Here is a 13,667-nt window from a genome sequence, read left to right as displayed (position 1 = left end):
CACATGACCCCCGAAGAGATCGCCAAACTGCCCTATCGCCCTTGCGTGGGGCTTATGCTGATGAATACCGAGGGCAAGATTTTCGTCGGTCAGCGCAATGATCGCCACAAGGAGGCATGGCAAATGCCTCAGGGTGGCGTCGACAAGGGCGAAGACCCACGGGACGCAGCTCTGCGTGAGCTGTGGGAGGAAACCGGCGTAACCTCGGACTTGGTCGAGATCGTGGCTGAGACGGACGGCTGGCTGCCTTATGATCTGCCACACGACATCGTGCCGAAAATCTGGAAGGGCCGTTATCGCGGGCAGGAACAGAAATGGTTCTTTCTGCGGTTCACCGGCCGCGACGATCAGATCGACATCCAGACCGAGCACCCGGAATTCATCAAGTGGAAATGGCAGGAGCCCGGTCAGCTGATTGACGAGATCGTGCCGTTCAAACGTGAGGTTTACCGACAGGTGGTTGCCGCCTTTGCCGATTACTTGGGCTTTGGGCGCTAACCAAAGCCTTGGGGCTTGAAGCGAACGCGTGCGGCAGGTCCTTTGGGGTCCAGTTCGAACAAATCGTCGCGCGCGGTCAGGTATCCGCGCCAGTTCTTTTCGGGATACGTACTGATCTTGATATCGTGTAACCGACGCATACGCACGTTTAGATCGGCGATGGGTATGCCTTGCCCATTCTGGCTGCCCTGAGAAATTACAGTCTGGATTTTTCTGTCGAGGTCGGACGCCTCGGAGGCTCGGCTTTGCTGAAGCTCAACAAACACAGTGCAATTATCCCGAACGTGCTGTGGTGCTTTGGCTTCGCCAACGCCGACTGTCCTGACGCCGAATTCGCGTAGCCGCCGATGCAGGTGCGTAAAGTCGCCGTCCGAGCTGACGATCACCATGGCATCGATGCCCCGGTTCAAGGCGAACTCGATTGCGTCGATACACAATAGAATATCTGAGGCGTTCTTGCCCGTGCCGCTATGGATCAGGTGATATTCGCTGGCCTCATGCCACGCCGAAGAAACCTGAGCATTCATATAAACCCGTGCGACGTCGATACGCCCATATTTCTGAGCGATCCGGCCAACGTATTTTTTGTAAGTGGCGCTGATATTGTCGCCGTCCACCAAAACAGCTACGCGAAGTGTCATAAAAAATCCGGAATTAATCTAATTGGCGATGAGATACATCGACACTGAGGCAAATTTTTGGCGTTGTAGCTGGCAACCTCGCCTTGCCAAAAATCGCGCCGGCAGACCTGCAAAATCGGTTCCTACAAACGTGCGGAGTACGAGCAGGTGGTTGCCGCCTTTGCCGATCACCTGTCATAAAGCGGCATGCAGATTGAAGACATCTGGCCCAAGTACCGCGCGCGCCTGAAGGCGTTCTTGCACTCGCGTGTGTCCAACCCCGCGGATGTGGAAGACCTGTTGCAAGAGATCTCGGTCAAGGTCTTCACCGGTCTGTCCAACCTGAAAGACCCTGCCAAACTGCAACCGTGGTTGTTTCAAACGGCCGACCGCACGATCATCGACCATTACCGAAAATCCGGCCGTGTCGAGGCGCATCCGGATGATCTTTGGTATCACCGGGATGATCCGGAAACGCGTCAGGACCTTGAGGGATGCGTCGAACCCTTCATTCGCGGGTTGCCGCAGGAAACCGCAGACATGCTGATGGAGATCGACATCAATGGCATGTCCCAACAGGATTATGCACAGGCGCAGGGGCTGGCGTATTCAACGCTTAAATCCCGGGTTCAAAAGGGCCGGGCAGAGCTGCGAAAAGCGTTCGTGGATTGCTGCAATATCTCAATGGATGTGCGAGGCAATATCGCGGACGTGCAGAAAAAACCGAAATCCTGCAAAAAATGTTGATCTGATCGTCGTCTTTTTGATGCGGGCTTCGTCTGACAGATGAAACCAGCAAAAGGAAAGACAAATGATCCGTATCATCAGTTTCAAAATCTGTCCCTTCGTTCAGCGCGTCACTGCGCTGTTGGAAGCCAAGCAGGTACCCTATCAGATCGACTACATAAGCCTCAGCGACAAGCCGGATTGGTTTCTGGAGCTGTCGCCGACAGGTCAGGTGCCGGTTCTGGTGACCGAAGGCGGTATAGCGCTGTTTGAGTCGGACGCGATTGCCGAATACCTCGATGAGGTGGCCGCCCCGCTGCAACCCGATCTGACACCCGAACAGCGCGCTCTGAACCGCGCGTGGAGCTATCAGGCCAGCAAGCACTACCTTGTTCAGTGCAGCGCAATGCAAAGCGCGGATCTGGTGATCTTTGCGGATCGGACGACCAAGTTGAACGCCTCGTTCGCGAAAGCCGAGAAGCAGCTTAGCTGTGGCCCATTCTTTGCGGGTGAGGCGCTGGGCAATGTCGATATGGCTTGGTTGCCGTTGCTTCACCGGGCTGCAATCGTGGCCGATCACAGCGGGCACGATATGTTGGCTGACTATCCTAAGGTGAAGGCGTGGCAGCAGGCTTTGATGGCGACCGGCATTCCGCAGAAAACCGTTTCCGAGGATTTTGTGACCCGGTTCACCGATTTCTATCTCGCAGACCGGACGTGGTTGGGGCGGGGTGCGAACCTGAACGAAGCGCCTGCAACCGCTCAGGTGAAACAATCCGGCGGGTGCTGTGGGTGATTCACTCACTAAGCCGCACGTTGGCGTGAGGGGGCGTGGCCGCATCTGATCGACCTGTCTAGCTTGACGGGTATGAAGGACACGGCCCCAACTCTCTCTTCTGTAAAACCCGCCGGACGCAAGTTTACCGGCACCGACCGTCGCGCGCCTTTGCGCGGCGGTCTGCAAGGGTGCGGGGAATATGGCGCAGGGCAGACGGCAGGCCGGTTCTACCCCATCGCCTGCGTCGCGCTTGAGGTCACCCAACGCTGTAATCTGGATTGCAGACTGTGTTACCTCTCGGACCGAGCCGAGATGACCTATGACCCACCGCTGTCGGTTCTGTTTGCGCGTCTTGCCACAATTCACAGCCATTATGGCCCCGGTGTTTCGGTCCAGCTGACGGGGGGTGATCCGACCCTGTGCAAGGTGGAAGACCTAGAGGCACTGTGCCGTGAAATTCGCCGCCTGGGCATGCGGTCGTGCCTGATGACCAACGGCATTCGCGCCAGCCGGGCGTTTCTGACGCGGCTTGCGGCGGCGGGGTTGGATGACGTGGCCTTTCACGTCGACATGACGCAGGAGCGCAAGGGGTTCAACAGCGAGACTGAGTTAAATGTGGTGCGCCGCGCCTATATCCGCCACACGCGCGGACTGGGCCTGCGGGTATTGTTCAACACGACGGTCTTCGGCGGCAATATTGCTGAACTGTCTGCGCTGGCACGATTCATGCGAGACCGCCCCGAGGTGGCTTTTGTGTCCTTCCAGATGCAAGCGGATACCGGGCGCGGGGTCTTGCGCGGACGTCCCGACGCGATCACGCAGGACAGTGTCATGCGTGCCGTCGAGGTCGGATATGAAACGCCCCTGCATTTTGACACGGCCGCCGTGGGCCATGCAAAATGCAATCGCTACGCAAGTGTTGTGACTGCCGGCGGGCGTGCGGTTTCGGTTCTGTCCGCCAAACGCCTGACGCAGAAGGTGATCGCCGCGCTAAGCCGGGCCGACCAATCAACCGACGGCCATATCGACACCCGTGACAGCGTCCGGCGTATGGCGCGGCGCAACCCGTTTTTGGCGCTGCGGGCCGGGTTGCATCTGCTGAAATGCGTGCTGCGTTTGGGCCGCGGCTTGTTGCGGGGACCTGTCCGCCGGCAATCGGTCTTCATTCATAACTTCATGGCCGCCGACGCGTTGGAGGATGATCGCTGTGCCTCTTGCGTCTTTATGGTCGCAACCGCAAACGGGCCGTTGTCCATGTGCGTTCACAACGCGCAGCGTGACATGCATCTGGCCGAACCGGATCGGGTCGACGGGTCATCTGGCCCAAGGTGGTGGAACGCCGCCGTCCCCCACCTGTCCGCTGGACCCGATCTGCCGGACCTGAGCGATCCGGGTCTGGCCCCGCTCAAGCGGCTCAAGGGGCAGATGCGCGCCACGCGCCGGAACCAAAAGGACGTCTCATGAGAAAACTTCTGATCCTGCTTCTGCTTCCGGTTTTGACCGCTTGCGCAAGTGTCGAGCGTCTGGTCTTGCCCGCCCCCGAGGCATTGCCAGGACAGACCCTGACCAGATTTGCGTCCCCGCCGGGCGAAAAGGTTGATCACCGCGACTGGACAGCTTTCCTGCACCGTTATGTCGTAGCCGACGGGAAGGGCGTGAACCGGGTAACTTACGGGCAGGTGACACAGGCAGATCGCGCGCGCCTGGACGAATATCTGGTCGATCTGCAAGCCATTGACCCGGCGCGGCTGACACGTGATCAGCAACTGGCGTATTGGATAAACTTGTACAATGCGCTGACGGCGGATGTGGTTCTCGAAAACTATCCCGTTGCTTCGATCCGCGACATCAAGGATGGGCCATTATCGATTGGGCCGTGGAATCAACCTTTGGCGCGGGTGGCCGGGCAGGAGTTGACCCTCAATGACATCGAACACCGCATTATTCGGCCCACATTCGGCGAACCGCGCATCCACTATGCGCTGAACTGCGCCGCTGTGGGCTGCCCTAACCTGATGGATCGCGCCTGGCAGGCCGAGACATTGGAGCGCGATTTCGCTGCTGCCGAGCACGCCTATATCAACGACCCGCGTGGCGTGCAGTTCGACCAACGCGGCGGATTGATCCTGTCAAAGATCTTTATCTGGTTCCGCGAGGATTTCGGACCGAATGAAAAATCCGTGCTGGCCTACATCGCGACCGCAGCGGAACCCGAGCTGCGCGCCCGTCTTCAGCAGACGCCGCGCGTCAAAGCGTATCAGTATGACTGGGCTTTGAACGACGCGGCGGCTGGATCTTAATCAGCGGATTACAGCAACCCTTCGGCGCGCAGCAGGTCCTGCATGTTCGCCTCGGGGCGCGGGCCGATGTGGCTGATGACCTCGCGGGCGCAGATATTGCCGATCTTGGCGCAGGCTTCGTGATCGCGGCCTGTGGCCATGCCAAACAGGAAGCCGGCGGCAAACTGATCGCCCGCCCCGGTTGCGTCCACGGGCACGACTTTCTCGACCGGTACGTCGACGCGTTGCCCGTCGCTTAGGACAGTCACGCCGTCGCCGGAGCGGGTGCATACGACAAGCGGGCAGATCGCGGCGGTTTTGGCCAGCGCCTCTTCCAGATCGCCGGTTTCGAACAGGGATTTGATTTCGGCCTCGTTGCCGATGACGAAATCAAGTTCGTTTTCTATCAGCAGCAGGAAATCGACACGGTGGCGTTCCACACAGAAGGGGTCGGAAATGGCGATACCCGCCTTGCCGCCACCTTTGTGGCACGCGCGCGCGGCCTCTAGAAACGCAGCTTTGCCCTTTTCCTTGTCGAACAGATACCCCTCAAGGAACATGATCTGGCTGTTGCCTGCGACGTCATCCGATACGTCCTGCGACGACAGTTCCGAGGAAATCCCCAGATAGGTATTCATTGACCGTTCCCCATCGGGCGAGACAAAAATCATCGAGCGCGAGGTCGGCAGTTCGCCACCCGGAACCGGAGGGTTCACGAAATCAACGCCGTCCTCGTTCATCGCATCCGCGTAAAACCGGCCCAGAGCGTCATCATGAACCCGCCCGATAAACGCTGAATCCAGCCCCAGCGCACCTACGCCGGCGATGGTGTTGGCGACCGAGCCACCCGGCGTCTGAACCCGACCTTCCATCGAGGCATAGAGGACCTCGCCACGCTCCTGCTCGATCAGCTGCATGATGCCTTTTTCAATGCCCATCAGCTCTAGGAAACTGTCGTCGGCTTGGGAAATCACGTCCACAACTGCGTTTCCGATGCCGGTCAGTTGGTAGGTTTTCATAGGTTCTTGTCCTCAAATTCGCAGAGATCGCGGATGATGCAGGTGCCGCACATGGGTTTGCGCGCCTTGCAATGATAGCGGCCATGCAGGATCAGCCAGTGATGCGCGTGCAGCTGAAAGTCTGTGGGGATATTGTCCTCGATGGCGCGCTCGACGGCGTCAACGTTTTTACCTGGGCAGATGCCCGAGCGGTTGCCTACACGGAAGATATGCGTGTCCACCGCCTGCGCCGGATACCGCCACCACATGTTCAACACCACATTGGCCGTCTTGCGGCCCACACCCGGCAGCGATTGCAGCGCGGCGCGGGAATTGGGCACCTCGCCGCCATACTCGTCGACCAGAATACGGCTGAGCTTAATGACGTTTTTCGCCTTTTGCCGAAACAGGCCAATGGTCTTGATGTGTTCAATCAGACCTTCTTCGCCCAGATCCAGCATCTTTTGCGGTGTGTCGGCGATCTTGAACAACGCACGGGTGGCCTTGTTCACGCCTACATCGGTGGCTTGCGCAGACAGCGCCACAGCAACGACCAGAGTATAGACGTTGACATGCTCAAGCTCTCCCTTGGGTTCGGGGTCGGCTTCCTGAAAGCGCGTAAAGATCTCGCGGATCCGGTGATATCCGAGTTGTTTTGCCATCCGCGTCTTAATGCCGTTCGGGGCGCGTCGATACAAGTCCAAAGCCAATGCGCAAGTTCCGGGTCGCGAGGGCGTAACCTGCGCGCTATGGTTTGGTCAAGAATATGAGGTAATAGCCATGAACGTCCAGACACCGGAAAGCGGATACCACTACAACGTCATGCGCCGCGCGATCGACCTGATTGATCGAGGCGGAGAAGGCCTGAGCCTGGAAGAGCTAGCCCGCCAGATGGATATGAGCCCGGCGCATTTCCAGCGCCTGTTCTCGCGTTGGACGGGGGTGTCGCCGAAACGCTACCAGCAATATCTGACCTTGGGCCACGCCAAGGCATTGTTGCGGGAACGGTTCACCACGTTGGAAACCGCACACAACGTCGGCCTGTCCGGCAGTGGCCGTCTGCACGATTTGTTCCTGAAATGGGAATCCATGAGCCCCGGCGAATACGCGCGCAGAGGCGTGGGGCTGACGATCTATTGGGGCTGGTTCGAATGCCCCTTTGGCCCGGCACTGGTCATGGGAACCGATAAGGGTATCTGCGGCATTGCCTTCGGGGCCGAAACTGGCGAAGAGGCCGCGATGGAGGATATGATCTCACGCTGGCCCAAGGCCGAGTTCATAGAAGATCCGATGCGTCTGCGCCCTTGGGTTCTAAGTGCTTTTGGCGCGGCAAGCGACCGGTTGGAACCTACGCCGCTGTACCTCATTGGCTCGCCCCTGCAAATCAAGGTTTGGGAGGCGCTGATGCACATCCCGTCGGGTCAGGTCACCACCTATTCTGAGATTGCGCAACGTGTGGGATCGCCACAAGCAGTGCGCGCCGTGGGTACTGCGGTTGGCCGCAACCCGGTCAGCTGGCTGATCCCTTGCCACCGGGCGCTCCGCAAATCCGGTGGGCTGGGTGGCTATCACTGGGGCTTGCCGGTCAAACGCGCAATGCTGGCATTCGAGGCCGCTCAGGCCGACGCATAGTCACGTCAAAAACAAACTTTGCGCTGCTGCATCCTGTGATAGTGAGATTCTATGAAGCAGGACAGCAGGCAGATCACACAGACATTCGCGGCGTGGGCCATTCCGGTTTCAGTGGCGGTTTTGCTGCTGAAACTGCTGGCCTGGTGGGTGACGGGCTCGGTCGCCCTGCTCTCGGACGCCTTAGAATCGGTGGTGAATGTGGCGGCCGCTCTGCTTGCATTTTTCGCGGTGCGGATATCTGGCATGCCGCCAGACAAAAAGCACCCGTTCGGGCATAAGAAGGCCGAGTACCTGTCGGCTGTGGTCGAAGGGACGCTGATTGTTCTGGCCGCACTGCTGATCATTCGTGAAGCTGTTTTCGCATTACCTGATCCGCATCTGGCCGGGGAACCGTTCCTGGGCATTGCCATAAATGTGGGCGCGACGTGCCTGAATGGTATCTGGGCGTTTCTGCTGTTGCGGGTTGGGCGACGAGAATCCTCACCGGCGTTGGAGGCGAGCGGAAAGCACATATTAACCGACATTATGACCTCGGTCGGTGTTGTTGTCGGGTTGCTGATTGCGATGGCGACAGGTTGGTTGGTCCTTGATCCGATCATCGCGATTCTGGTGGCGTTGAACATTCTGTGGGAGGGGTGGAAGGTCATCCGCAGCTCGGTCGACGGATTGATGGATGCTTCGCTGGTCGATGGGGAATTGACGTCTGTGCGCGAAACAATCGAAGCCAATTTGGGCCCGGCGTTGGAGTATCATGATCTGCGCGGTCGCAGGTCAGCCAACATGATTTTCGTTGAGTTTCACCTTGTTGTTGACGGTGCCATGTCGGTCGCGGCCGCGCATGACATCTGCGACGATATCGAGGCGGCCCTGAACAGGAAGTTTCCGGGGTCAGTGTTTGTCATCCATCTGGAACCGGACAGCGAGTTAAAAAGTACCAGAGCCTGATTGACAGACACATCCGCCAGTGCGAAATGTCGCCCTCAGGTTCGGGTCCCCTGCCGTTCGCAGCCATTTGGCATTGGTGAAACCCGGTTGATGAACATCTGTTGCCCTTTCCTGGCGCGCGGATGGCAATGCGAACCCCGTCCTGACTTAGCGCCCGTTTAAGGAAACGAGGCAAGAAATGACACGTTCAAACAGTATTGCTCCACTTGAGGAGCTAAAAGCTCAGGCAAAACGACTGCGCGATAGGCTGCGCGGTGCGGGGGTCACGCTCTCGCATAGTGAATCGCTGGAATTGTTGGCGCATCAACATGGGGTGCGCGATTGGAATACGTTGCACGCCATGGCCGGAAATCGCATGCATTTGCGTGTTGGTGACCGGGTTGAAGGGTTCTATTTAGGGCAGCCCTTCAGGGCGGAAATCCGTGGTATGACCCTATTGGGTGACGGGTCGCATCGGCGCGTTACGTTACATTTTGACACCCCCGTGGATGTCGTTCAGTTCAACAGCTTCTCGGCCTATCGTCAGCGCGTAACCGGTGAGATTGGCTGGGATGGTCGATCCACGCGGCATACCTCGGACGGCCAACCGCAACTGATCGTGCGACCCACGTAAAGAAAAGGGCGCGGCGGGTAACCACCGCCGCGCCCTTTTTTTAAGTTCTGGTCTGGCGTCACTCTGCCGCCCAGCCACCGACGGCTTTGACCTCAAGGAAATCCTCCAACCCCCACAAGCCGCCTTCGCGCCCGTTTCCGGACTGTTTCATGCCGCCAAACGGTGATCCTGCACTGCGCGACTGGCCATTCATTTCGACCATGCCGGAACGCAATACCCGCGCCATTCGGTTTGCCCGCGCGCCGTCTTGTGTCTGAACGTAATTGGTCAGGCCGTATGGCGTGTCGTTGGCAATCTCGACCGCCTCTTCTTCGGTGTCGAAGGGGATCATGGTCAGGACCGGGCCAAAGATCTCTTCGCGCGCGACGGTCATCTGGTTATTGGCGTCGGCAAAGACGGTCGGACGTACATAATAGCCCTTGTTCAGCCCCTCGGGCCGACCGGTGCCGCCTGTCACCAGTCGGGCGCCTTCGTCGATGCCCTTCTGGATCAGGTCCTGGATTTTGTTCCACTGCACCTCGTTCACGACAGGGCCAATATGGCGGCCTTCTTCCTGCGCGCTGCCCACCGAAACCAAGCTGGCCACCTCGGCCGCGGTTTCCACGGCCTGATCGTAGATCGGGCGTTGCACCAGCATGCGGCTGGGCGCATTACAGCTTTGGCCGGTGTTGTTCATCATATGCAGAACGCCGCGTTTGACGGCCTTTTCATCGGCATCGGCAAAGACCACGTTTGCGCCCTTACCGCCCAGCTCCAGATGTACCTTCTTCAAGGTGTCTGCAGCACTTTTTGAGATCTCTGTGCCTGCGCGGGTCGAGCCGGTAAAGCTGACCATATCCACATCCGGATGCGCCGACAGTTGCGAGCCGACGCCGACGCCATCGCCGTTCACCAGATTGAATACACCGGCGGGGAAGCCGGCCTCATCCATCATCTCGGCAAAGATCATCGCGTTCAGCGGGCTTTGTTCGGAGGGTTTCAGAACCATGGTGCAGCCTGCAATCGCCGCCGCGCCAACCTTGAGCGTGACCTGGTTCATCGGCCAGTTCCATGGCGTGATCAGGGCGGCAACACCGACGGCCTCATAGATGATCCTGTCATTGGGCGCGTGATCGCCCAGAGGGCGGTCGAACTGGAACGCTTTGGCCGCGCGTACAAAGTTTGCCAGGTGATACATGCCCGCGCCAGATTGCTGGGTGCGCGCCATGTCGATTGGCGCGCCCATCTCAAGAGACATCGCCTGTGCCAAATCCTCAGACCGGGCTTGGTAAATCCCGATCAGTTTCTCGACCAGCGCGATGCGATCTTCGACCGGTGTGGCCATCCAGCCGGGCAGGGCGGCCTTTGCGGCAGCAACTGCGGCGTCGGTATCAGCTTGCGCGCCCAGTGAGATCACCGCGCAGGGTTCCTCGGTCGAGGGGTTGATCACCTCGAAATCATCCGCTGCAGATGGGGCGACCCATGTTCCGTCAATGTAGAAATTGCGTTTCTCGATCATCACGTTTCCTCCTGATCCCGTGGCCCGGATGGCGGGGATTTGCGCCACTCTGGCACCGGCATATCGGTGTGGCAAGGCGCAATTTGATCAAATTAAATCCCTCAAAAATGAATACCCTTTCAAGCAGCGAATGGTTTAACTATGGCGCAGAGTTATTAGGTTTCCAGCAACCGACTCGGTTTGTTTCACAGAAAAGGAGATGCCCCATGGGTTTGCGCATCAATGACACCGTTCCGAATTTCACTGCAGAGACGGATCAGGGCACAGTTCAGTTCCATGACTGGATCGGTGACAGCTGGGCGATCCTGTTCTCGCACCCCAAGGATTTCACGCCGGTCTGCACCACTGAGTTTTCGGCCGTTGCACAGCTGAACGACGAATGGGCAGCCCGCAACACCAAGGTGATGGGCGTCTCAGTCGATGGCGTCGAGGACCACAAGAAGTGGAAGAAGGACATCGAGGCGTATGGCAACGCCAACCCCGGTTTTCCGATCATCGCCGACGACGGCCTGGCCGTGTCCAAGGCGTTCGACATGCTGCCCGCCGAGGCGTACCTGCCCGATGGCCGCACCCCTGCCGACAGCGCCACTGTGCGTTCGGTCTTTATCATCGGCCCGGACAAACAGTTGAAATTGTCGATGACCTACCCGATGACCGTGGGCCGCAACTTTGCCGAAATCCTTCGCGCGCTGGACGGTCTGCAGATGAGCGCCAAGGGCGTGGCCACCCCAGCGAATTGGGTGCCGGGCGAAGACGTGATCATTCCGCCTGCGGTGTCGAATGACGAGGCAAAAGAAAAATTCGGTGAGTTCGAAACCATCTTTCCGTATCTGCGTAAAACCAAAGCGCCCAGCTAAAGTAGCTCGGGCAGGGCGCTAAGCTCTGCCCGATTCCAATCCCCCTTTAGGGGTGACTAAGCTGCGGATCGTTGAGGGTGCTGATACAGTTTCCGACGGTAGGCAGCACGCTTGAATTCACGCGTCAGCTTGTCGGCCAGCGGCGGGCTTGCCTGTATGGTCGAACCGCCGATTTCTTGTGCGACTTCCTGATTGCCGCTTCCTTGCAAGGAAAGGATCGGCTGCCCAGTCACCCAGTGCATTTGCAGGAACGTGTCAACCGGTCGGTCAATCTGGTCGGTTACGGCAAGCAACCGCTCAGCCGCACGCCGCCCGACCACCTGGCAGACGCATTGCAGGCCAATGACTTTTGGCAGGATCAGACGCAATCCGTTTTGCTTTACAAGCGTTCGTGCCGCATCCTCGCGTTGTTTCACGGGAATTCGGATATAGTGATCCGGGGTTGCAAGCGGATCCAGCATCTCTAACGCACTGGCCATGCGGCATGGGTCTATGCGCAGATCATCCTCGGTAATGATAGCGCGGTCGATCTTCTCATCAACGAGCTTGCGCCAGATTCGCCGATGGCTCGCGAAAACTCCGATCTCCGCTGGGCGCAGCGGAAAAGGGTATCTGGGGCGATACAGATCGCCTGGAAACAATTGTACATCCGCGATTTGAGCAGGGTCCTTCCCATCGACGGCCTCGAACAGTTCCGCATCGGGCAGACTGGCACACAGCCGTTCGGCATTGGGTCGCCGCGCTGTGCTTGCTGTCATATGGATGACAAAAGTCCTCATGCCACAGTGCATAGAACACGATAACGAAAGGGGGAAGAGAAACCCGAAAGAAACACTTCCCCGTGATCCATCAGAAACCGTAACGCAGGCCGACATTGACGCTGAAGGCGTCGATATCATCCTCGACCGTACCCGTGGACGCACCGTTTGGTGCCAAACGTGCCGAGGATACGTCGAATGCGCGGGCATATCGGGTGTCCAGGGTCAGAGAGGTATTTGGGCTGATCTCATAGGCTACACCGGCAATAATTTGCGCAGCAAAGGTGGTGTCGGTGTCGTTCAGTTCGACGCCCGGTCCGTAGACAAAGTCCAGATCAGAATAGGTGGCACCAAGACCCAGACCGACATAGGGTGTGAAGGCACCTGCCTGTTTGAAATCAACCAGCACATTGGCGAATAGCGATGTCTGCGACACGTCACCCGAAATGTTGCCTTCTGCGCCGGGCCCGTTGCCCGAAAAATTGACGCCATCCACATCGTTGTCACGATAGGACAGTTCCAGCTCGATCCGGGTGCCAAACTGATCGTTCGACCACTGCGGGATCTCTTTGCCGACCGCGATACCCAGCCCATAGCCGCCGTCGAAATCGGTATCCACCGACTGCGACGATCCATTGATCGTTCCGCTAAAGTCGCTGTCTTGTAGTTGGCTGTACCCGGCAAAGCCCTGAAGATAGAGACCCTCGGACAAGCTCTGTGCGGCCAGCGCGGACGCGCTGATCGTCAAAGCTGTCGAGGCGAGAAGAAGACGCGTAACCATGACCATGTCCTTTGTTCCACAATTGGTATGGCGCACATGTGGGCAGTAGAGGCAGGAATGAAAGGCGCCAGCCCTTCACTTCAATTCACAGGATATTGGGCGTGTGTGAGTGAATAAGATCAGTACCGAGCTAATACTTTGATTCACGGTCTATGTGGTCGAGTTCGATCTTTCAGAATTGTTTGTCAGCAAAGGTTCGGAAAGCAGCTCATCGATGAAGTAGCTCAGCAATTGCACGCGTCCAGTAACTCCTGCCTTGCGATACACCGCTGCGCATTGCGCTTTGACTGTGCCTTCTTTGGTTTGCCGCAATGTCGCGATGTCCGCGATTGGCAGACCCTTGATAGAAAGCAGGGCAACGTCGCGCTCAGCATCACTCAAGTTCCACTCAGTGAATTGAGAGGCAATGAGTTTAGCAAACGCGCCCTGCGCGACGCTCAGCTGTCGCTGCATGTCGCGCACACGCCTGTTCTGGGACCGGATCAATGCAATCGTCGCGGCAAGACCGCCGATCAATGCCAGGGCCAGAACCAGTTCGAAACTATGCAGGTGGCGAAAGCCCGCGCTTTCCCCGCCGGTCCAGTCCAGCATCGCGTCCGTCACGAAAAAGGCGGCGCAGACGGCCTGCACCACCAGAAGGAGCCAAAGCAATGACGTTTGTGAAAGCTTCATGAGGCTCCTGTG

16 protein-coding genes are annotated in these 13,667 nt (G+C 58.2%); 9 read left to right on the top strand and 7 right to left on the bottom strand.

Annotation, left to right across the window (positions count from 1 at the left end; translation table 11 throughout):
• Window positions 1–3: 3 nt before the first annotated feature.
• Entirely contained in the window at window positions 4–498 is a 495-nt protein-coding gene (locus AC2FD9_RS07560; RefSeq protein WP_496836165.1) for an RNA pyrophosphohydrolase, read from the top strand.
• Here AC2FD9_RS07560 and AC2FD9_RS07555 read toward each other — a convergent pair.
• Window positions 495–1,139 (bottom strand): NYN domain-containing protein, encoded by a 645-nt coding sequence (locus tag AC2FD9_RS07555; protein WP_109313614.1) that lies wholly within the window; start codon window positions 1,137–1,139, stop codon window positions 495–497. The genes AC2FD9_RS07560 and AC2FD9_RS07555 overlap by 4 nt on opposite strands.
• 186 nt (window positions 1,140–1,325) lie before the next feature.
• Between AC2FD9_RS07555 and sigZ the strand changes: the two genes are divergently transcribed.
• The 4 genes from sigZ to AC2FD9_RS07535 all read left to right on the top strand — a co-directional run bounded on the left by sigZ (window position 1,326) and on the right by AC2FD9_RS07535 (window position 4,922).
• Window positions 1,326–1,865, top strand: a complete 540-nt coding sequence (gene sigZ, locus AC2FD9_RS07550) for an RNA polymerase sigma factor SigZ (RefSeq protein ID WP_496697236.1) — start codon at window positions 1,326–1,328, stop codon at window positions 1,863–1,865.
• A gap of 64 nt (window positions 1,866–1,929) precedes the next feature.
• Complete coding sequence (locus AC2FD9_RS07545; protein WP_496836163.1) at window positions 1,930–2,640, top strand: glutathione S-transferase family protein; 711 nt, start codon at window positions 1,930–1,932, stop codon at window positions 2,638–2,640.
• A 72-nt stretch (window positions 2,641–2,712) separates the two neighbouring features.
• The gene (locus tag AC2FD9_RS07540) at window positions 2,713–4,086 is read left to right on the top strand and encodes a radical SAM protein (protein ID WP_496836161.1); all 1,374 of its coding nucleotides are present in this window, start codon (window positions 2,713–2,715) and stop codon (window positions 4,084–4,086) included.
• Window positions 4,083–4,922 carry a DUF547 domain-containing protein gene (locus AC2FD9_RS07535; RefSeq protein WP_496836159.1) on the top strand — a complete coding sequence of 280 codons (840 nt, stop codon included), beginning with the start codon at window positions 4,083–4,085 and terminating at the stop codon, window positions 4,920–4,922. Before AC2FD9_RS07540 ends, AC2FD9_RS07535 begins: the two co-directional genes overlap by 4 nt.
• Window positions 4,923–4,930: 8 nt before the next feature.
• Here AC2FD9_RS07535 and AC2FD9_RS07530 read toward each other — a convergent pair whose 3' ends face one another.
• Together AC2FD9_RS07530 and nth are read right to left on the bottom strand one after the other, a co-directional pair.
• The gene (locus AC2FD9_RS07530; RefSeq protein ID WP_496836157.1) at window positions 4,931–5,920 is read right to left on the bottom strand and encodes an adenosine kinase; all 990 of its coding nucleotides are present in this window, start codon (window positions 5,918–5,920) and stop codon (window positions 4,931–4,933) included.
• Window positions 5,917–6,561 carry an endonuclease III gene (nth, locus tag AC2FD9_RS07525; RefSeq protein ID WP_282170193.1) on the bottom strand — a complete coding sequence of 215 codons (645 nt, stop codon included), beginning with the start codon at window positions 6,559–6,561 and terminating at the stop codon, window positions 5,917–5,919. Before nth ends, AC2FD9_RS07530 begins: the two co-directional genes overlap by 4 nt.
• A gap of 118 nt (window positions 6,562–6,679) precedes the next feature.
• On the opposite strand from nth, the gene AC2FD9_RS07520 reads away from it, so the two are divergent.
• From AC2FD9_RS07520 to AC2FD9_RS07510, 3 genes are all read left to right on the top strand, one after another.
• Window positions 6,680–7,531 carry a methylated-DNA--[protein]-cysteine S-methyltransferase gene (locus tag AC2FD9_RS07520; RefSeq protein ID WP_058275230.1) on the top strand — a complete coding sequence of 284 codons (852 nt, stop codon included), beginning with the start codon at window positions 6,680–6,682 and terminating at the stop codon, window positions 7,529–7,531.
• Window positions 7,532–7,582: 51 nt separating this feature from the next.
• Window positions 7,583–8,476, top strand: coding sequence for a cation diffusion facilitator family transporter (locus AC2FD9_RS07515; RefSeq protein WP_058274984.1), 894 nt, complete (start codon window positions 7,583–7,585; stop codon window positions 8,474–8,476).
• Between the two features lie 178 nt (window positions 8,477–8,654).
• The gene (locus tag AC2FD9_RS07510) at window positions 8,655–9,089 is read left to right on the top strand and encodes a glyoxalase superfamily protein (protein ID WP_496755355.1); all 435 of its coding nucleotides are present in this window, start codon (window positions 8,655–8,657) and stop codon (window positions 9,087–9,089) included.
• Between the two features lie 58 nt (window positions 9,090–9,147).
• Here AC2FD9_RS07510 and AC2FD9_RS07505 read toward each other — a convergent pair whose 3' ends face one another.
• Window positions 9,148–10,587 (bottom strand): aldehyde dehydrogenase family protein, encoded by a 1,440-nt coding sequence (locus AC2FD9_RS07505; protein WP_496836154.1) that lies wholly within the window; start codon window positions 10,585–10,587, stop codon window positions 9,148–9,150.
• Between the two features lie 206 nt (window positions 10,588–10,793).
• Between AC2FD9_RS07505 and AC2FD9_RS07500 the strand changes: the two genes are divergently transcribed.
• On the top strand, window positions 10,794–11,444 hold the full coding sequence (locus tag AC2FD9_RS07500) for a peroxiredoxin (protein WP_058274981.1): 651 nt from the start codon (window positions 10,794–10,796) through the stop codon (window positions 11,442–11,444).
• Between the two features lie 56 nt (window positions 11,445–11,500).
• Here the strand turns inward: AC2FD9_RS07500 and AC2FD9_RS07495 are convergent, their stop codons facing one another.
• From AC2FD9_RS07495 to AC2FD9_RS07485, 3 genes are all read right to left on the bottom strand, one after another.
• Window positions 11,501–12,223, bottom strand: a complete 723-nt coding sequence (locus AC2FD9_RS07495) for a glycosyltransferase family 25 protein (RefSeq protein ID WP_282152306.1) — start codon at window positions 12,221–12,223, stop codon at window positions 11,501–11,503.
• A 70-nt stretch (window positions 12,224–12,293) separates the two neighbouring features.
• Window positions 12,294–12,983, bottom strand: a complete 690-nt coding sequence (locus AC2FD9_RS07490; protein WP_496836151.1) for an outer membrane protein — start codon at window positions 12,981–12,983, stop codon at window positions 12,294–12,296.
• 150 nt (window positions 12,984–13,133) lie between these two features.
• Window positions 13,134–13,655, bottom strand: coding sequence for a helix-turn-helix transcriptional regulator (locus tag AC2FD9_RS07485; RefSeq protein WP_496836150.1), 522 nt, complete (start codon window positions 13,653–13,655; stop codon window positions 13,134–13,136).
• Window positions 13,656–13,667 lie beyond the last annotated feature (12 nt).

The sequence above is a fragment of the Ruegeria sp. YTSC230 genome, assembly GCF_059609665.1.
This window is presented reverse-complemented; position numbering and strand designations above follow the sequence as displayed.

Bases quoted from the DNA above. Each gene is read 5' to 3' on its own strand.
- AC2FD9_RS07560 (WP_496836165.1), top strand. From the start codon at position 4: ATGACCCCCGAAGAGATCGCCAAACTGCCCTATCGCCCTTGCGTGGGG.
- AC2FD9_RS07555 (WP_109313614.1), bottom strand. From the start codon at position 1,139: ATGACACTTCGCGTAGCTGTTTTGGTGGACGGCGACAATATCAGCGCC.
- sigZ (WP_496697236.1), top strand. From the start codon at position 1,326: ATGCAGATTGAAGACATCTGGCCCAAGTACCGCGCGCGCCTGAAGGCG.
- AC2FD9_RS07545 (WP_496836163.1), top strand. From the start codon at position 1,930: ATGATCCGTATCATCAGTTTCAAAATCTGTCCCTTCGTTCAGCGCGTC.
- AC2FD9_RS07540 (WP_496836161.1), top strand. From the start codon at position 2,713: ATGAAGGACACGGCCCCAACTCTCTCTTCTGTAAAACCCGCCGGACGC.
- AC2FD9_RS07535 (WP_496836159.1), top strand. From the start codon at position 4,083: ATGAGAAAACTTCTGATCCTGCTTCTGCTTCCGGTTTTGACCGCTTGC.
- AC2FD9_RS07530 (WP_496836157.1), bottom strand. From the start codon at position 5,920: ATGAAAACCTACCAACTGACCGGCATCGGAAACGCAGTTGTGGACGTG.
- nth (WP_282170193.1), bottom strand. From the start codon at position 6,561: ATGGCAAAACAACTCGGATATCACCGGATCCGCGAGATCTTTACGCGC.
- AC2FD9_RS07520 (WP_058275230.1), top strand. From the start codon at position 6,680: ATGAACGTCCAGACACCGGAAAGCGGATACCACTACAACGTCATGCGC.
- AC2FD9_RS07515 (WP_058274984.1), top strand. From the start codon at position 7,583: ATGAAGCAGGACAGCAGGCAGATCACACAGACATTCGCGGCGTGGGCC.
- AC2FD9_RS07510 (WP_496755355.1), top strand. From the start codon at position 8,655: ATGACACGTTCAAACAGTATTGCTCCACTTGAGGAGCTAAAAGCTCAG.
- AC2FD9_RS07505 (WP_496836154.1), bottom strand. From the start codon at position 10,587: ATGATCGAGAAACGCAATTTCTACATTGACGGAACATGGGTCGCCCCA.
- AC2FD9_RS07500 (WP_058274981.1), top strand. From the start codon at position 10,794: ATGGGTTTGCGCATCAATGACACCGTTCCGAATTTCACTGCAGAGACG.
- AC2FD9_RS07495 (WP_282152306.1), bottom strand. From the start codon at position 12,223: ATGAGGACTTTTGTCATCCATATGACAGCAAGCACAGCGCGGCGACCC.
- AC2FD9_RS07490 (WP_496836151.1), bottom strand. From the start codon at position 12,983: ATGGTTACGCGTCTTCTTCTCGCCTCGACAGCTTTGACGATCAGCGCG.
- AC2FD9_RS07485 (WP_496836150.1), bottom strand. From the start codon at position 13,655: ATGAAGCTTTCACAAACGTCATTGCTTTGGCTCCTTCTGGTGGTGCAG.